Source organism: Microbacterium sp. SLBN-111 (assembly GCF_049739645.1).
GTDB lineage: Bacteria > Actinomycetota > Actinomycetes > Actinomycetales > Microbacteriaceae > Microbacterium.
This window is the reverse complement of sequence record NZ_JBMGQH010000001.1, coordinates 2,444,782-2,463,588: the sequence shown is the minus strand read 5'-3', so window position 1 is coordinate 2,463,588 and position 18,807 is coordinate 2,444,782. Positions and strand designations below refer to the sequence as shown.

Genomic DNA, 18,807 nt, shown 5'->3' with positions numbered 1-18,807 from the left:
CCGTCGGGACCTCGGCGCCGCGGCGGCCGAACAGCGCACCCCGACGAGCGCGGCGGTGCGAGATGCCGAGCGCCGCGCGGGTGGCATCCGGAACCGGCTCGGCGGTCGTCACGGGCGCCGCCTCGGCGTCCCGCAGGACGCTCGCGTCGCCCACGCTCATGACGTCGGTCATGTAGGGGTCGGCGGATTCCTCGGCCGGAGCGGGCGAAACACCCTCGAGTTCGGGATCGCGGCGATCGGTCATGTTCGGCTTTCGGGTCACAGGAGGTTCGGGAGGAGGCGGATGAGCTGGTCGGAGACGAAGACGCTCGCCAGCAGGAGGACGGGGGCGAAGACGATCCACGTCTTCTGCCACCCGACGCGACGGTAGGCCCACACCGCCAGGAACTCGGCGACGACGAGGAACTGGAGGGCGAACACCAGCGCCCACACCGTGGTCATGTCCGTCGCCATGGCCGTGGCCTGCGGCGGCAGTCCCATGGACGTGGTCTGACGGGCACCGGCCGCGAGTGCGGCACCGGTGGACTTGGCATCCACGTAGACGACACCGGTGGGCAGGTACGGGGCGCCGCGCGCGGCCATGAGGATGAGTCGGCTCTCGCCGCGCACCGGCGCGGGCGGAGTCGGATCGCCCGCGTAGCGGACGCCGAGCACCTCGAACGTCTGCTCCCCCTGGCCGGTGCGGACCGTGAACGTCTCCCCCGGCTGGAGGGTCTGGATTCTGCCGAACGGTCCGCCGAACGCCGCGGTCCGCCCCATGATGACGCTCACGCCCGCCTGCCCGGGGAGGACGGTGTCGCGGCGGTGCCCCGGTCCCTGCATGAGGGTGCCGGACGTCGTGCCCTCGGACACCACCTCGTCGACACCGAGCTGCGGGATCGACAGCATGGCGACCGGTGCGCCGTCGGCGAGCAGGTGGTCTTCGAAATCGCCCTCGCTGACGGGGGCGGTGCCCGCCGCCAGCTGCGCCCGATACGTGTCGCGCAACTCCTGCTGCGAGGCGAAATGGGTGATGTGGCTGACCAGCAGCAGGTTCCCGAGGAAGACCAGGATGAGCACCGAGACCGACACCAGCATCCCGCGCACGAACACCTGGACGGGAGTCAGGGGCGCGTACTGCGGGCGCCGCCGCGGCGGGCGACGCGGAGGCTTCGGCGGGCGCGGAGGCACCCCCTGGGCGGAGGGGACGGATGCCGCGCCGACGCGTTCGTCGTACAGCGTCATGTCGTCACCGCCTCGGGGACCGGCGGCAGGGCGTCGCGGACGACGCGCACGATGGCCCAGGCGACGACCGCGACGACGAGGAGCGAGAGGATCAGCCACGGGAACACCAGGAACAGCCCGTCGCGCGTCACGGGCGTGAGCGCGGTGCCGTCCACCGTGCCCGGCGGGGTCAGGGTGACATGGCCGGAAACCAGAGTCCACTGACCGGCACCGTGCAGCGACGCGGAGACGACCCGTGTCTCCCCCGGCTGCAGGCCCGCGATCGGCACCTCGCTCGCGGTATCCAGCCGGTTCGAGAACACCGCGCCGTCGATCCAGAACTGCGCGCTCGCGTCGACCACGGACGTCGACGCGTTGCGCACCGTGAACCACAGGTCGACCGTTCCGTCGGTGGGATTCAGGGACGGGAAGGTGTTGCCGTTCAGGCCGCCCACGTAGAGCATCCCCGCCACGCTCACCTCACCGGTCGGCGTGGTCTGGGGCGTGGTCGAGCCGCCTCCCGATGCGCCGCCCGCGCCGGCACCGCCGGACCCCGAGCCGCCCGGGCGCGACCCGCCGTTCGAACCTCCGACCTGCCCGCCACTCCCGCCTGCTCCCCCCGGAGTCGAGCCGCTGGGGCTCGCGCTGGGCGTGGGCGTCGACCCGTCGGTGATCGTCACGGAGAGAGGGGTGCCGTCCTCCGGGCTGTCGGACGCGACGGCCGGGGCGGTCACGCCGGCCGCGGCGACGACGAGGAAGACACCGACGACGACTCGCAGCGCGATCGTGCGGCGTCGACTCACGACGACGCCGTACTCGTGGCCCCGGCGAGTCCTCCCGCTTCGGCGGCCGTCGCGCGCTCCATGTAGTCGACCCACTCCTGCGCGCGCGCTTCGTCACGCCGACGGCGCCAGCGCAGCAGCAGGAAGATCGCGGCCGCGAGCGCGAGCAGGATCAGCAGCACCCACGGCACCGCGAACGTCACGGCGTCGCGCCGGACCGGGGCGACGATGAGCTGCTGCGCATTGTCGGGGGAATCGACGAACGGATTCAGGACCGTGGACGGGTTGAGGAAGAGCCACTGCCCGACGCCGCCGACGGTGAAGTCGTAGGTCGCGGTGTTGCCCGGGAGCAGGATCGGGATGCTGCCGCCCTGCACGCCGGTGGCGGGGATGCCGAACCACGTGTTCACGCCCGAGGTGAGGTTGCCCGCGAGCGCGACGTTGCCGGGGTTGGTGACGGTGTAGTGCAGCTTGACGCTCCCGCTGAACGGGTTCCACCAGTCGCCCTCGTACGAGGCGTCGTAGCTCGTGATGCTCAGGGAGGGCTGCAGGTCGCCCGACACGCGGGCGAAGATCGAGGTGGCCACACGGCGGTCCACGCTGACCTGCTGACCCTGCTCGATGACGGAGGCCACGAGTCCCCCGACGTGGTCTCCGGGAGTCGCCTCGGCGGGGAAGGTGATGGTGAAGGGCAGGAGCCGCACCTCATTGGGCTCGAGCGAGAACTTCACTCGGTCGCTGCCGTCCTCGAAGTGCAGCCAGGCACCGACCGACGTCGGGGTGTCGGCGGTGGCCAGGAGCGAGAAGGCGCCGTCGCCGCCGTTGAAGGCGTCCGTGGCGTAGACCGTGAAGTCCTGGCGCTGCGTGCCGGTGTTGCCGACGAGGACGCGGTCGCTGACCGTCTGGCCCGGGTCCGCCGTGTAGGTGAACCGTGAGCGGCCGTCGGGTCGACCGTCCTCGCCCGCCGGACGGGTCGCCACGCCGACGGTGGCGGGGTTCGCGGCATCCGCGTCATCCGCCCGCGCCGGAGCGGAGGGGGGCAGGACCACGAGCGTCGCCGCCAGGGCGAGCAGGGCGACGCCCAGAGCCGGGAGGCGGCGTCGCGAGGTGAAGGAGAGCACGGTATATCTCCGCAGACAGCGGCGACGTAGGGATGTCGCGCGGGTGAACGAGGGCTGATCCGAGGGGATCGGAGCTGTGTCGTCGCGGCCCGGGGGCCGGACGCACCGTGTGGGGAGACCGGTTACGGTCCCCCCACACGGGTTATTGCCGGATGATCCGGACGTCAGCTCACTTGGAGGTGAGGGTGACGGTCAGGGTCGAGGTGTACTCACCGGTCTGGGCGTCCTTCGGAGCCTGGAAGGTGAGGTCGGCGTCGAAGAGCGCACCGGTGGTGAGCGTCGAGACGGCCGACGAGGTGGCCAGCTGCGAGCCGGTACCGGTGGTGATGCCCGAAACCGGGGTGTAGCCGGCGTAGAAGCCGGGCGCCACGGTGAGGGCGGTGGAGGGGATGACGTCGTTGGCCGCGTTCTTGAAGTCGCTCACGGAGGCGGTGAGGTTCCAGCCCTTGAGGACGTTGCGGTCGTCGACGACGGTGACCTTGCCGAGCTTCTTGGTGACGCTCGCGTTGCGCGCGACGTTGCCGAAGTCGACCTTGGTGGCCTCGGCGTTGAGCGACCACAGGTCGCTCGCGGTCACGGCGGCGGTCAGGTCGACCGAGTCGGTGAGGGTGTCACCGGCCGCGGAGACCTTCGTGAACGTGCCCCACGCCTGGACGGCGAACGTGCCGTCACCCGGGAGGGTGAGGGCGACGGTGTGGTCACCGGCGGGGAGGCTCGTGATGTCGACCACGGCGTTGCCGTTGGCGTCGGTGGTGACGTTGCCGAGGTTGGTCGGGTCGGACCATGCCCACGCCGTCAGCGTCTTGTTGGCGTTGGCGATACCGGCCGGAACGGTGACGGTCGTGTCGCCCTTGGCGGGGGCGGCGATCGTGACCTGGTTGGCGTCCGAGCCCGCGGGCTTGGTCGGGGCGGTCGGCGCGGGAGCCGAGACGGTGCCCGAGAAGGCCTTCTCCGCGGAACCGGCGGTGTTGGTCGCGACGATCGTCACGTTGTAGGCACCGGCCGTGGTGGGCGTGCCCGAGATGACACCCGTGGAGGCGTCGATCGCGAGACCGGCGGGGAGCGCCGTGCCCGACTTGACCGACCACGTGATCGGCGAGGTGCCGTCAGCGGCCAGCGTCTGCGAGAACGCGGTGCCGACCGTCGCGGCGTTGAGCGCCGTGGTGGTGATCGACGGGGCGGTCGAGACCGACGGAACGTCGAACGTCCACGTCGCCTTGCTCGGGTTGGCGTTGGCGACCACCGTGATGAACGTGAAGTCCGCCTCGATGATCTGGTTGCCGTTGAAGAACGCGATGCCGAGCGAGTAGTCGCCACCCGCGTTGGCGACCGCGCCGCTACCCGACGGCGAACCCAGACCCGCGTTGGTGTTGCCGCTGGGCTTGAGGTTCGGGAGCAGGATGCCGGCGGGCGTCAGGTCGAGGGCGCCGTAGGCGTTCCACGATCCCTCGGTGGTCTCCTGGCCGCGCGGCGCGATGAAGGTCTTCACCGCGGTGGCGCCGGAGGGGATCGCGAACATGGCGTTCGCGTCCGGGTCGCCGGGCTCGGGGTCGCCGAGCACGTCGTCGTCCCAGGTGAGCACGGTGCCCGCGGGGATGAGGTTGGCCTGCTCGGGGTCGAGCAGGTAGAAGGGGTGCGTCGAGCCCACGGTGGGCACGACGGCGGCGCTGGCGGACAGCGCCGGAGTCACGATGAGCGCGGCCGCAGCAGCAACCGAGACGATGCCGACGCGGAGGCGCCGAGCGGTGATGGCCATTGTTGTTCTTTCCCTGTTTCTCTGAGTGCTCAGTTGTTGGCGGTGAAAGCGGAGTCCTGCGGAGCGCCGAAGCCGAACTTGATCTTCACGGCCTTGGTGGTGCTGGGGAGGTTCGAGGCGCCCCAGTAGGTGAGGCTCGTCGACGACGCGGGGTTGGTCAGCGCGGCGAGACCCTGGTCGTAGGCGGCGTTACCGCTGGAGATCTTCGCGGTGGGAACGACGATGAAGACCGTGCGGCCCCACTCGCCCGAGTAGAAGGTCGCGTTGGGCGTGAGGCTCGGAGCGGAACCCGTGGTCGGGTTGACGCCACCGATCGAACCGAGCGAGACACCGTTCATCGTGTTGATGCGCGCGGCGCCGTTGCTCTGGCCGATGTAGTTCGCGGCCGAGACGGGGATGATCTGCACCTCGTTCGCGGCGGGGTCGAGGACCGTGCCGTCGTTCTCGGGCGTGGTGGTGTTGGTGGCACCGCCGACGACGCCCGAACCGAGCGTGCTGGAGTTCACGCCGATCTTGCTGAGGAACGTGGTCCACGTGCCCGAGCTCGCCTGGAGCGAGAGCGGCTTGACGACGAAGCTCGTGCCGGGGACCGTCACGGGCGACGACGACGAGGAGGTGTAGATCGAGGCGAGCTCGTTCTTGTCCAGGTCGGAGATCCACGTCGCGGCGGTGGAGGCGTCCGAGCCCGAGCCGACCTTGTAGAGGAAGCTGATCGCGTCCTGGCCGAAGGGGACGTACGTCAGCACGCCGCCGGACACGGCGGTGCCCTTCGACGAGCTGCGGGACAGGTCGACCTGGTTCTTCACGTCCACACCGTTGTAGGTGAACGAGAGACCGTCGAGGCCACCGATCGACGCGAGGAGGGCCTTGCGTCCGGCACCGGAGCCGTTCGGGCGGTCGAAGATCTTGCCGAAGGGCTTGGTCTGGATCTTTCCGACACCGCCCGAGACACCGAGGGTGAAGGCGTCCCAGGAGGCGAGCGCCTTGCCTGCACCGGTCACCTTGACGGACGAGTTGGTGATGGACGTGCCGTTCGCCAGCGCGGCGACGGCGTCCTGCAGCGTGTCCGAGCCGACGATCGAGTAGCCGTCGCTCACCGGGTCGGCGTGAGCCGCGGTGGCCGCACCGATTCCGGCGAGAGCAACGCCGAGCGCCGTTCCCAGGGCGGCGAATCGCTTGAGTTTCATTTCTTCCTTCTTGTCGGGTACAGCTCTGGTGTGTTGAGGGGTGGAGAGATCCACGGCGTGGATCTCAGGTGACCCGTCTTCTCAGACGGGTGATCAGGGGCACGGCGAGGGCACCGGCCAGGCCCGCGAGGGCGCTGGCGGGCACGGCGGCCGTGATGGCGCCGATGTCCGGATCGTCGGGCGTCTTCCCTCCGGACAGCGCCGCGCTCGCGGCTCCCGACGCGGCCGTCGGGGTCTCCGCGGCCGGGGCGGCCGGGGCAGCGGCGGCGGGTGCCGACGCGGCAGCCGCCGCAGCCGGAGCCTTCACCGGGACGGATTGCGAAGGGATGTAGGACGACGGCTGCGGGGTCGGTGTGACCGGGCCGCTCTCGATGGCATCCGCCGCCTTTTGAGCCTGCGTCGTCCAATCGGCCGGCAACGGGACGTATCCGTCGGGGAGCTGGCCCGCATCGGGACCCCGCTTCTGCCCGGGTCCGACGGCGTAGCGGATGAACTGCGCGTAGGCGCGGCGGATGTTCGCGTCCTTCATCGACGGCCGGGCGGCGGCGTAGACGGGCATGGCGAGCGGGTAGGCGGCCGTGGCCGCGCGCGCCGCATCGGAGGTGAAGTCGAAGCTGTCCACCGACGGGTTCGCCTTCGATCCCGCCATGGCGGGGGCGGCTGCGGCGATGCCGGTGTCGTCGGGGGCGACGAACTTCCCCGCGGGGTTGCGCAGCGAGGCCGTCACGACCTGGTAGCGGCGCGCCGCGGCGGCACTGGTCAGACCGAGGAGGGCCTGGTTCCCCGGCAGCATTCGCGGGAGCTTCCCGTACTTCGGCGGGACGGAGTTGACATCCCAGAATCCGGGCCCCTGACCGTCGCCACGCAGCGTGAGGTAGGCGACGCTGCTCAGGTCGGCGGCGAACGGACGCCAGGTCACGAGGTTGATCACGCCGGCATTGGACGGCGTGAACTCGACCGGGTCGGCCTTGGGGAAGTCGTCGCGATCGACGGAGAACGCCGTCTTCGTCGGGTTGGTGTCGGCGTCGGTCGAGTACCACGGGTTGACGACCATGCCCCATGGATCCGGCTTCCCCGCGAGGAACGCCGCCGCTTCGGGGTCGGACGCGATGTACGCCCAGACCGCGCGCGCGGAGTCCGTACGGCCCTGCGGCACGATCACGTCGGCGATCGCGGGGCCCGTAAGGTTCTGGAATCCCCACTCGGGGTCGTTCACCGCGAGGAAATCGGGATCCTTCGTGATGTTGTCGGGATTCGTCTTGTTGAGGTAATCGATGTTCGCCCCGTTGGGGAGCGAAGACCGATACGAGTAGCTCAACAGTTTCGCCAGCAGTCGCGGGGTGAGATTCACGGACGTGAAGGGGGTCCGCGCCGCATCGACGTACTTCTGCGGAACGTCCTTGAACGGATCGGGATGTCGATCGATCGACAGCGATATGGTGACGCCGGTCAGCGCGATCGGTGCGTAGGTGAGCGGATCCGTGCCCGAGGCGTCCCGCGCATAGCTCGTCAACGCGAGCGGGGCGTCCTCGGTCGTCGCCGCGGCCGTGAGCGCGTCGGACTCCGGGACGGTCAAGACCGAGTACACGGCCGCACCCGCGGAGTTGCACACGACGGGCTGCCACGAGGCGATCGCGTTCGAGGTGAGCTCGCTTCCGGCCAGAAGACGCTCGGCCGTGCCCTCGGGGCATCGCGTTCCCAGGGGCGTGAAGTCCATGCGCACGGCGAGCGCGTGCCGCCACGATTCGATGAAGAGACCGGACTGGTTGATGCTCGACGACCCGTTGTCGGCCGTGCCGCGCGGGAGGACGACCAGCCAGCAGCTCGCGCCGGTCGTCGTCTTGCCGTCCTTAGACACCACGGGGTTCCCGCAGCCGAGCGCGGGCGCCTGAGCGGCCGTCTGCACTTCGAAGGACACCGCACCGGAGCCGTCGTCGCCCGACCCCACCCAGGAGATCTCGTTCGTGCTGTAGGAGGTGAAGAACGGGTTGACGTTGAGGTTGACGGACTCGTCCACGGTCTTCGCGCCGGTCTTCGGATCCGTCTTGATCCCGTCCACGCGAGCGCCGTCGCGGGCGACGAACGGGATGCCGGTGTACGGGGGCAGGAACGACACCGAGGTGAGCGCCGAATACGGCTGGTCCTCGGCGGGGATCTCGTCGAGCGAGTAGTTCCGGAAGGCGTCTCGCGTGGCACCGGGGCTGTTCGCACCGCCGTACATGCAGGTCGTGCGGTCGGGACGGGTCGGGTCGGTCGGGTCATCGCCCCAGCACATGAAGACCTGGAGGAAGTTCTGACCGCCGCTCGAGCTCGGCGCCACCGACTTCTTGCCGCCCGTCCAGCTGAGGCGGATGCCCTGCGCCAGCAGGTTCTTCGTCTGCGAGACCGTCACCGCCAGGTCGGGCATGGGAGCCGAGTCGAGCGCCTTGTCCTGCTGCGCCGCGGTGACCGTGACCGCGGACGAGGACGTGTCGTCCGCCGTCGCGGCGGGAGCGAAGACCGCGCCCGCACCGACGAACACACCGAAGACCGCGATCGCGCACACCGCCCCCGCCGTGATCGCGGAGACCGCACGGCGTGCCACCGACGGCCGTGCCGCCTTCCGGCGGTACGCACGCCGCGACGGGTGCTGTGAGACGCGTTCTTCGGACACGGTGTTCCTTCGCTGGATCGGCGCTCTTGACGCCTTCGTGAGTACTCAATTCGCCGCAGGTGGCTGCGGGATGAACGCGCCGGTAACGAGATACCGCCGCGAGGCAGTGAAGATACGAATTCGCTTAAACCCCAGATGAGGGTTTATTTATCGCTTCACGCCCGACTTGCCGGAACGACGTCCGACCAGGGGTGGGATGAGGATCGCCGCGACGACCAGGAGTCCGGCGGCGAGCATGATGAACTGCGGGGTCCCCCAGCCGTTGTCGGCCAGGGTGAACGGGAGCGACGCGGCTGCCGCTCCGCCGGCGGCGGCCGCCGAACCCGACACGAGGTTGCCGTTCGCGTCGTAGACCGGGGCGCCGGCGGCCGCCCCCGCCGCCGCGGCACCCGCGGCATCCGTCGAGCCACCCGCCCCACCCGCGGCGGCCGCAGCGTCCGCGCTGTTCGCCCCTCCGCTGACGCCGCCGGAGCCTGTCGCCGGAGTGGACTCCTGCGCGCCACCGGTTCCCTCCACGCATTGCGTGGATCCCTGCTTGTCGCAGTCCGGTGGATTCGGCGCGGTGGCCGCGAGCTGGTTGTTGGACGGCGAGTCGCCCGCCTTGAACGTGGGGTTGTTGCAGTTGTTGAAGTCGACGCCGCCCTCCGTGCCGGGCACGGACTTGATCACGTCGGAGCCGGCCTGCACGAGGTTCATCGGGAGCGGGGAGTACCCGAGGGCCGCCGCCTGCTGCTGCCCCTCGCAGAGCATGTAGTTGGCGAACCGGCTGAGGGTCTTCCCCTTCTCTGTGGTGAAGACCTTGTTCGTCTGCGTGGGGACGATCATGTACGAGTAGCTCGACATCGGGTACGTGCGCGGGTCCGTGTTGTTGTAGACGCCGTCGAGGTTCTGCGTCAGGTCCGGGTTGATCTGCGCCGCCATCAGCGCCACCGCCACGGACTGGTAGGTCGGCTCGACGTAGTAGCCCGCCTTGTTGAGCACCTTGACGACCGGGAAGCCGGACTTCATCGCGTAGGAGTACTCGACGTAGGTGATGGCGCCCTCGCCGTAGTCCTGGCTCACGTATCCCGCGACGCCGAGCGAGCCGTTCTGCCCCTTGAACGACGCGTTGATCTGCGGGAACTGCGACCGCATGCCCTGCGTCCAGATGTTCCCGAACTGCTTCGACATCCACAGGGTGAACTGCGCGCTGGTACCCGAGCCGTCCGACCGGTAGACGGGGGTGATGGAGCGGTCGGGCATCGCGAGGGCCGGGTTATCGGCCTGGATCGCCGGGTCGTTCCACTTGGAGATCTGACCGCTGAAGATCTTCGCGATCACCTCACCGGACAGGCGGAGGTTGGTGACGCGCTTCCCGCCGATCTTGAGGTTGTACATGAGCGAGGTGCCACCCGCGACGATGGGCATGTACGCGTAGCCCGTCGACGGACGTTCGGGCGGGGACCCGTCCTCGGGGTTGGCCTGGAACGGAATCTCGCTGATGGCGAAGTCGACCGTCTGGTTGATGAAGTCGTTGCGACCGGCCGACGAACCCGTGCCGGAGTAGTTCACGGTCATGCCGTAGTTGCTCGCGACGTTCTTGCGCCACTGGTCGAGCGCGTTCTGCGACCAGGTCGAACCGGACCCCGAGATCGGGACGTATCCGTCGGCGTGCGCCGGCACGGGCGTCAGCGCGACGAGCGAAACGACCGCGAGCGCCGCGGCGAGGCGGGCCCAGCGGGGACGGGATTTCACGACGGGTTCTCCTCGGACGGTGTATCGGTTCGTTTGGTGAGAGCGCGCTCGGCGAGCCGCCACTCGAGGTCGGTGGGCGGTTTGCCCTTCGGGGGACGGATCTTCCGCGCGCGGCGCGTGGTCGGCGGGGTCTGCGGACCCCGGTCCATGCGCTGGAGGTCGCGAGCGGATGCCGCCGCGGCCGCGCGACGCTGGCGATCAGACAGCTGACCGGGCCCGCGTCCGCCGATGAGTCGGGCGACGATGAACAGCGTGAGCACGAGCAGGACGAGGGTGGCGGCGGCACCGAAACCGCGCGCGATCATGTTCGGCTCCGGCGACTTGACGAAGTCGAACACCTGCAGCGGCAGCGAGATCATGGGCCCCGAGAACGGGTTCAGGTTCATCTCGGCGGTCACACCCGAGGTCAGGAGCACCGGCGAGGTCTCACCGATCCCGCGGGCGGTGCCCAGGATGACCGCCGTCACCAGGCCCGAACGCGAGGTCGGGAGGACGACACTCCACACCGTCTTCCACCGGCTCGTGCCCAGGGCGTACGAGGCCTCGCGCAGGTTGTTCGGGACGAGCCTCAGGACGACGTCGGAGGCGCGGATGATGATGGGCAGCATCATGACGCTGATCGCGAGGGCGGCGGCGAAGCCCGAGCGCTGGTTGGTGATGAGCGTCACGACGGCCGCGTAGACGAAGAGGCCCGCCACGATCGACGGCAGCGCGGTCATGGCATCCGAGATCGTCCGCACGAACCGGGCGAACGGGCCGCCGATCTCGTTGAGGAAGACGGCCGTGGTCACCCCGAGCGGGATCGTGATGACCAGCGCGATGCTGATCTGGATGAGCGTGCCCACGATGGCGTGTGCGATACCGCCCATGGTGAGGGGGTCGAGGGGACCGGCGAGCTTCATCGTCTCGACGAAGAAGTTCCCGTGGACCAGGGCGTCCGAGCCGCGCACCAGCGTGAAGATCACCACGAAGGCGAGCGCGCCGAGGAGGATCACGCCGGCCGAGTAGAACAGCGCCGTCATGATCCGCTCGCTGATCGCGAGCCGGTCCGCGCGCATGGCCGTCATCACCGCGTAGATGCCGAGGAACCCGATGAACGACAGGACGAGCCAGCCCACGACGCCCGTCATCGGCGTGAGCCACCCGAACATCAGGGTGGACAGCGCGATGCCGGCCGCCATGCTGCCGAGGAGATCGAACCGATCGCCGAACGGCACGGTGCGGAGATCGCGTCGCTCGCCGACGATTCCGAACCGCACCGGTACGGAGGTGCGGGCGGCGCTGGTCTCGTCGTCGTCGGGGGTGGACGGAGGGGCCTCCGGGGTGATGATGGCCATCAGTTGCTCTCCGCTCCCGACCGGCTGCGCGCGACGATCGTGGATGCCGTGAAGTTGACGATGAGCGTGATGATGAACAGCACGAGACCGGCGGCCATGAGCGCCGACAGGCCGAACTGGCTCGCCTCGCCGTAGCGGAGGGCGATCAGCGCCGACACCGAGTTCGTGCCCGTCTTCAGCACCTGCGGGTTGATCGTGAAGATCGGCGAGATGATCATGACGACCGCGATGGTCTCGCCGAGAGCCCGGCCGAGCCCGAGCATCGTGCCGCCGATGATGCCCCCTCGACCGAACGGCAGCACGACCGCCTTGATCATGCCCCACCGCGTCGAGCCGAGCGCGAGCGCGCCCTCGCGCTCACCGAGGGGGGCCTGCGAGAAGGCCTCGCGCATGACGGAGGTCTGCGTGGGCACCACCATCAGGGACACCACGATGCCGGCGATGAACGCCGACGACGTGTAGGCACCGGCCTCGGTGAGCCGGGCGCCGGACGGATCGGTGACCGCGAAGATCGGGATCCACGAGAAGTACGTCGAGATCCACTGGGCGACCGGGATCACGCCGGACTGCAGGAAGAACACGCCCCACAGGCCGAAGACGACACTGGGGACCGCGGCCATGAGGTCGACCATCGTGACCAGGAGCGAGCGCAAGCGCGGCGGAACGATCTCGCTGATGAGCAGCGCCGTCCCCATGGCGAGCGGGACCGAGATGCTCATCGCGATGAGCGCGATCGTCACCGTGCCGAACAGCACCGCGGCGACACCGAACGTCCCGGTCTCGGGCGACCAGTCCTGCGTGGTGAGGAACGCCGGACCGGCGACGCTCAGCGCGTTTCCGGCGCGGAGGCTGAGGAAGATGCCGACCGCGAGCATGATCGCGACGGTGATGGACCCCGCGGAGTACGCGGCGGCGCGGAAGACGCGGTCCGCCTGCACGGGGCGGCTCTTCAGCGAGCGTCGGACCGGTGCCGCTTTCTCGGGCCGAGGAGGGAGGACCTCCGTGGTCGTGTCCGTCATGCGCTCTCCGTCGGTCGCGTCGGGTAGGTCGGGCAGAGGCACCGTGTCGCCGTCCTCCGCGGGCGGGCCGACACCGGGGCGATGTCCGGACGACCGGCGACGCGAGGCGCCCGTAGTCCCTGATGCCGGCTCGGGTGGCCGACACTGGCGACGGTAGATCCGGGTCGTGAACGCCGCCGGGAGGGACCGCCCACGCCGACTGGCCGGGAGGTGAACGAGGGATGCCGAGGGCTCGGCGACTCCGTCCCGCTCACGGCGCACCCGGTGTCGGCGTGGGCGTCGGCGTCGGGACCGTCGTCGGCGTCGCTGTGGGCGTCGGCGTCGGCGCGGCGGCACGGCCGCTGGAGACGAGCAGGCGCACGGTGGAGCCGACCTGCGCCGACGCCCCGGCGGCCGGCGCGGAGCCGATGACGGTCCCCGCCGGCCGGTCGGAGATTGTCGGCACCGCCTCGGGCGTGAACCCCGCGGCACGGATCGCGGCGTCGGCGTCGGCAGCCGTCCACCCGTCGATCGGCGGGATCGCGTTCGTTCCGGATGCCACGACCAGACGCACCGTCGTGCCGCGCGGCACCGGGGTTCCAGCCGCGGGATCGGCCGACAGGACGGCGCCCGCGGGGAGCGGGGAGTCCTGCGTCGTCACGGGCCCCGCGACGAGACCCGCCGCCTGGATGGCCGCCAACGTGTCCTGCAGGGAACGGAGATCGGGGACGGCGACGTCGGCGTCCACCGTTGGCGTGGGAGATGCGCTCGACGTCGCGCTCGGGGCCGTGCTCGCGGACGGCGCCGTCGCGGTCGGCGCGGCCCCCGGCTCGGTGCGCCCGGCCGACGCCATGAGCGGAACCGCCACGGCGGCGAGGGCGAGGAGGGCGACCACAACGATCGCCGCGGCCCACCCGGGCCCTTCGCCGCGGGACCGACCGGGCGGGGCATCGTCGGCTGCGACCGCGGCGACCGCACCGGTCGACGTCGCGACGACCGGTGCCGGGACCGGCCGCAGGACGCGGGTCGCGGCGGCCGGAGCCGACGCGGGCGCGGTGGCCTCGAGCGCGGCACGCATCTCCGCGGCGTCGGCGAACCGTCCGGCGGGGTCCTTGAGCATCGCGCGCACGAGGACGCGATCGAGCGCCGGCGACACTCCCCTGGCGCGCACCGAGGCCACGGGAGGCGGCGCATGCAGCTGCGCCTGGACCACGGCATCCCGGTCTCCGCCCTCGAACGGCGCTCGCCCGGTCAGCGCGAAATACAGCAGGCCGCCCACCTGGTAGAGATCGCCGCGCACGCCGACCGGCTCGCCCCGCAGCTGTTCGGGCGAGGCGTACTGGGCGTTCCCGACCACGCCGGCGCTCGCGGATGCCGAGCTGCGCAGCACGTCGTCGCCGCGCGTCGTCCGGCCCGCGGCATCCGCCAGCCCGAAGTCGAGCAGCGTGGCCCGGGCGGGCTGCGGGCCGTCGAAGCGGACGAGCACGTTCGCGGGCGAGACGTCGCGGTGCACCAGCCCGACGGCGTGCGCCGCCTCGAGCGCCTGCAGGATCATCACGCCGATGCGCCGGGTCGCGGAGGCCCCGAGAGGGCCGTTCGCCTGCACGTGTTCCGCGAGGGTCGCGCCGTCGAGGCGTTCCTGGGCGATCCACGCGATCGTCACCGGACCGTCCTGGAACGTGCCGACGTCGACGACCTCGACGATCCCGGGGTGCGCGACCCCGGCCGTTCTGCGCGCTTCGTCGAGGAACGCCTCGCGCAGAGCCGCGCTCTCGGACAGGTGCGGGTGCAGCAGCTTGATCGCGACCGGGCGATCGAGCACGGTGTCGGTCGCGGCGAACACCGACGCGGTGCCGCCGGAACCCAGCAGTCCCTCGAGACGGAACCGACCGGCGATGAGTCCGGATGCCGCGGTCATCGGGCGGTCACGGGGTGTTCATCACGACGCGGGCGCGACGCCCGGAGGCGGTGCCGATGCTCACGCCCTGCGCGATCGTCGCCGTACCGAGCGCGTTGCTCGCGGCCCGCCCCGCCGCGGCCGCTTCGCTCGCCGACTCGTACCACCGCGCCGCGGTGAGGACCGGACGATCGCCGCGGCGGATGACCCACCCGTGCGTGGTGGACTGCGGGCCGCGCACCGCGGTCACCGTCATCTCGTCGACGCGCGCCTGCTCGGCGACGACGGCGTCGAAGGCGGCGCGCGGAGAGACGAAGATGCGGGCGCAGCGCCCGAGTTCGCGGTTGTTCGTGGCCAGCAGTCGCCACACGCCGAAGACGCCGAGCGGCGTGAGGGCGGCCTCGGGCGTGGTCTCACTGAGGCTGCTGGCGGTGATCGCCCACTCCGGCAGCAGGTGCGATCGGAAGAGCAGCCACGCGGCCAGGCGCGGATCGTGGACCGAGCGAAAGGTGTCGAACACGATCCGGCCACGCCGCGCCGCGCGATCGGAGAGCGTCTCGCTCACGGGCACCCCTGTCTGACGTCCGCAGAGCTCGTGGGTCGGGCACCCGTGCTGCGGTCCGTAGGCAAGAAAATGGCCGCACCCGGTGGCCGTCGATCCATCGGGGGATGAACGCGCGGTACACGAGGGGTCAACGCTCGGAGATCACCCTCTCGCGGACGGTTTTCGCCCGGGCGTGCGCTCGCGCGTCAGAGCGTGCGGCGGCCCTCGAACGCGCGTCCCAGGGTCACTTCGTCCGCGTATTCCAGGTCGCCGCCGACCGGGAGACCGGATGCCAGGCGGGTGACGCGGATCTCGAGGGTGTGCAGCAGACGGCTGAGGTACGTGGCCGTCGCCTCGCCCTCGAGGTTGGGGTTCGTCGCGAGGATGACCTCTTGCACGGTGCCGTCGGCGAGGCGCTGCATGAGCTGCGTGATGCGCAGATCGTCGGGACCGACGCCGGCGATGGGGCTGATGGCGCCGCCGAGCACGTGGTAGAGCCCACGGAACTCGCGCGTGCGCTCGATCGCCGCGACGTCCTTCGCATCCTCGACGACGCAGATGAGGGTCTCGTTGCGGCGGGGGTCGCGGCAGATGGAGCAGCGATCCTGCTCGGATACGTTCCCGCAGATCTCGCAGAAGCGCACCTTCTCGCGCACTTCGCCGAGGAGCTGCGACAGCCGCGACACGTCGAACGTCGGCGACTGCAGGATGTGGAAGGCGATGCGCTGCGCCGACTTCGGGCCGATGCCCGGGAGTCGGCCGAATTCGTCGATGAGGTCTTGGACGATGCCGTCGTACATCAGTTGAACCTCGTCGGGGGCTCGTAGGGCTCGTCACGCACGTAGGTCGCACCGAGCATCTGGCGGACGACGGCCTCGCCGTACCGCTGGACTCCCCCGCCTGAGCGGTGCCATGCGCGGCACGATCACCGGCGGAACGGGGAGGTCGGCCTCGTCTGCCGGCGGGATGACGTCGTCGTCGTCGTCGACCTCGTCGGGGGCGGCGACCGACGCGACCACGTCGCTGGAGGGGAGCACGGCTCCCTCGAAGGGCGGCGGGGCGATGCGCGGCATCGGGCGCACGGCCGCTTCCTCCGGCTCCTCGTCGACGGCGAGCGCGGTGGCGGCGGGGGCGCCCGTCGGCGCGGGGTCTGCTGTGCGCGGGGGTGCGGCGGTGGCGACGGCCGAAGGAGCCCCGGCGGCCCCGGATGCCGAGGGAGCCGCGGCTCCACCGGGGATCGGGGCGACCGCCCAGTCGGTGACGGAGGCCGACGCGTAGGGCGCCGAGGAGCGGGACGCCGACGTCTGCTGCGCCGACCGCGCGCTCCCGTCGGGGCCGGAGGCAGGTCCGCGCGGCGCGCTGCCGCCGGGACCGCCGTCGCCGTCGAGGCGCGCGAGGTACTTGACCCGGATGCCGAGCACCGCCTGGATCGCCCGGCGCAGGTCTTCGCTGGGGCCACCGTCCGCCGAGCGGGTCTTGAACGCCGTGAGGTCGGACCCGGTGCGGAAACCGAGCGTGAGCACGTCGTCGTCGAACGCGAGCACCGACGACGTCGAGACCACGAGCCACGAGGAGCGGCTGAGCGCCTCGAGCTGGCCCAGCACCTCGGGCCATGCGTCGCGCACGTGCGAGAGCTCGAGCGGTCCGACCGGTGCCACGGGCGGCGTCGGAGCGGTGGGCTCGAGCGGCGACGCGTCGTCGGAACCCGGCGTGGGCGCGGCGTCGAAGGGGTGCGGGTCGGATGAGGCGGGTACCGGGGCGGTGGGCGCCTCCGCCGGGGAGGCCGCAGCAGCGGGAGCGACCGGGGTCGCCGCAGGCGCCGTGGGCGCGGCCTGGACCGGCTTCGCGGCCGAGGTCACGGGGGCACCAGCCAGGGCGTCCTCGTCGTCGTCGTACGGCGGCGGAGCGTCGTCGTCATCGAACGGCGGCGGGGCATCGTCATCGGACGGCGCGTCCATCGGCGGCTCCGCGCGGCTCGGCGACGGTGCGGCGACGGGGGACGCGGCGGGCGACTCGGCGCGGGGTGCCGACGGTGCGGCGACGGACGGCGACGCCACCCCGGTGCCGGCGACCGTCGGTGCGGCGACGGCGGGGGCGGTGGACGGCGCGGCCACCGCCGGAGCGGAGCCGGGCGACGCGACGGTCGGCGCGGCGACGGGCGCCGCCTCGCGACCCGGCGACGCGACGGCGGGCGCAGCGGTACCGGGGCTCGCGATCCCCGGCGCGGCAACGCCCGGGGAGGCCACAGCCGCCGAACCACCCCGCGGCGACGCGACACCCGGCGAAGCGATGCCCGGCGATGCGACTCCCGGGGATGCGACCGCAGGAGCAGCCACCGGGGCCGCCGGTGCGGGAGCGGGCGTCCGCGCGGCCGACGCCGCGGCGTGCTCGGCCGCGTGCGCGGGAGCCGCCGCGGGAGCGACGCCCTGCGACACCCCGGCGTGCGTGAGCACCCGGGCGACGAGCAGCTCGAGCTGCAGGCGCGGCGAGGTCGCCCCGGTCATCTCGTCGAGCGCCGCGACCACGAGGTCGGCGGTCCGCGACAGTCGCGCGACGCCGAAGGCCGTGGCCTGACGCGCCATGCGCTCGAGCTCGTCGTCGGGGACGCCGCGCAGTACGGCGGAGGCACCGGCGCCGGTGGCCGCGACGACGATGAGGTCGCGCAGACGCTCGAGCAGGTCGTCGACGAACCGTCGAGGGTCCTGACCGGTCTGCACCACGCGGTCGACCGCGGCGAACGCTCCGGCGCCGTCGAGCGCGGCGAACGCGTCGACGACCTCGTCGAGCAGCTCGGAGTGGGTGTACCCCAGAAGCGCCACGGCGCGCTCGTAGTTCACGAGCACGTGGTCATCGGCATCCCGATCCGAACCGGCGATGAGCTGGTCGAGCAGCGACAGCGTGTCACGCGGAGACCCGCCACCGGCGCGCACCACGAGCGGCAGAACCCCCGCCTCGACGGCGACGCCCTCGCTCTCGCAGAGCTCTTGCACGTACTCGAGCATCGCGGCGGGCGGCACGAGGCGGAACGGGTAGTGGTGCGTGCGCGAACGGATCGTGCCGAGCACCTTCTCGGGCTCGGTCGTGGCGAAGATGAACTTGACGTGCGCGGGGGGCTCTTCGACGAGCTTCAGCAGCGCGTTGAAGCCCTGCTGCGTGACCATGTGCGCTTCGTCGAGGATGAAGATCTTGAACCGGTCGCGCGCGGGGGCGAAGATCGCGCGCTCGCGCAGGTCGCGCGCGTCGTCGACACCGTTGTGGCTCGCGGCGTCGATCTCGACCACGTCGAGCGACCCGCCGCCGCCGCGGCCGAGCTCGACGCAGCTGTCGCACTCACCGCACGGGGTGTCGGTCGGACCCTGCGCGCAGTTGAGGCAGCGCGCGAGAATCCGGGCCGAGGTCGTCTTGCCGCAGCCGCGCGGCCCCGAGAAAAGATAGGCGTGCCCGACCCGGTCACTCCGGAGGGCGGTCATCAGCGGCTCGGTCACCTGCGACTGCCCGATCATCTCGCCGAACGCCTGCGGGCGGTAGCGGCGGTACAGGGCTGTCGTCACTCCCCCAGCCTACGGCGTGCCACCGACATCGCGTCCGGCGCGCT

General features: G+C 71.3%; 13 protein-coding genes. All 13 read right to left on the bottom strand.

What is annotated here, in order from left to right:
- Positions 1–258 precede the first annotated feature (258 nt).
- Positions 259–1,224, bottom strand: a complete 966-nt coding sequence (locus RKD05_RS11380; protein WP_424710119.1) for a sortase — start codon at positions 1,222–1,224, stop codon at positions 259–261.
- Positions 1,221–2,006, bottom strand: coding sequence for a hypothetical protein (locus RKD05_RS11375; RefSeq protein ID WP_424710117.1), 786 nt, complete (start codon positions 2,004–2,006; stop codon positions 1,221–1,223). The genes RKD05_RS11380 and RKD05_RS11375 overlap by 4 nt, the downstream gene beginning before the upstream one ends.
- Positions 2,003–3,106 carry a hypothetical protein gene (locus RKD05_RS11370; protein WP_424710115.1) on the bottom strand — a complete coding sequence of 368 codons (1,104 nt, stop codon included), beginning with the start codon at positions 3,104–3,106 and terminating at the stop codon, positions 2,003–2,005. The genes RKD05_RS11375 and RKD05_RS11370 overlap by 4 nt, the downstream gene beginning before the upstream one ends.
- A 169-nt stretch (positions 3,107–3,275) precedes the next feature.
- A complete protein-coding gene (locus RKD05_RS11365) occupies positions 3,276–4,862 on the bottom strand; it encodes a putative Ig domain-containing protein (RefSeq protein ID WP_424710114.1) in 1,587 nt (528 codons plus the stop codon).
- Positions 4,863–4,891: 29 nt separating this feature from the next.
- Complete coding sequence (locus RKD05_RS11360; protein ID WP_424710112.1) at positions 4,892–6,049, bottom strand: hypothetical protein; 1,158 nt, start codon at positions 6,047–6,049, stop codon at positions 4,892–4,894.
- Between the two features lie 64 nt (positions 6,050–6,113).
- Positions 6,114–8,702, bottom strand: coding sequence for a hypothetical protein (locus RKD05_RS11355; protein ID WP_424710111.1), 2,589 nt, complete (start codon positions 8,700–8,702; stop codon positions 6,114–6,116).
- Between the two features lie 147 nt (positions 8,703–8,849).
- Positions 8,850–10,436, bottom strand: a complete 1,587-nt coding sequence (gene pstS, locus RKD05_RS11350; protein ID WP_424710110.1) for a phosphate ABC transporter substrate-binding protein PstS — start codon at positions 10,434–10,436, stop codon at positions 8,850–8,852.
- On the bottom strand, positions 10,433–11,773 hold the full coding sequence (gene pstA / locus RKD05_RS11345) for a phosphate ABC transporter permease PstA (protein WP_424710108.1): 1,341 nt from the start codon (positions 11,771–11,773) through the stop codon (positions 10,433–10,435). Before pstA ends, pstS begins: the two co-directional genes overlap by 4 nt.
- Positions 11,773–12,792 carry a phosphate ABC transporter permease subunit PstC gene (gene pstC, locus RKD05_RS11340; RefSeq protein WP_424710106.1) on the bottom strand — a complete coding sequence of 340 codons (1,020 nt, stop codon included), beginning with the start codon at positions 12,790–12,792 and terminating at the stop codon, positions 11,773–11,775. Before pstC ends, pstA begins: the two co-directional genes overlap by 1 nt.
- Before the next feature lie 250 nt (positions 12,793–13,042).
- On the bottom strand, positions 13,043–14,689 hold the full coding sequence (locus RKD05_RS11335) for a serine/threonine protein kinase (protein WP_424710104.1): 1,647 nt from the start codon (positions 14,687–14,689) through the stop codon (positions 13,043–13,045).
- A 7-nt stretch (positions 14,690–14,696) separates the two neighbouring features.
- Entirely contained in the window at positions 14,697–15,233 is a 537-nt protein-coding gene (locus tag RKD05_RS11330) for a hypothetical protein (protein WP_134128348.1), read from the bottom strand.
- A gap of 185 nt (positions 15,234–15,418) precedes the next feature.
- Complete coding sequence (gene recR, locus RKD05_RS11325; RefSeq protein WP_022877805.1) at positions 15,419–16,012, bottom strand: recombination mediator RecR; 594 nt, start codon at positions 16,010–16,012, stop codon at positions 15,419–15,421.
- Positions 16,013–16,045: 33 nt separating this feature from the next.
- Positions 16,046–18,763 (bottom strand): DNA polymerase III subunit gamma and tau, encoded by a 2,718-nt coding sequence (locus tag RKD05_RS11320; protein WP_424710102.1) that lies wholly within the window; start codon positions 18,761–18,763, stop codon positions 16,046–16,048.
- Positions 18,764–18,807: the final 44 nt, after the last annotated feature.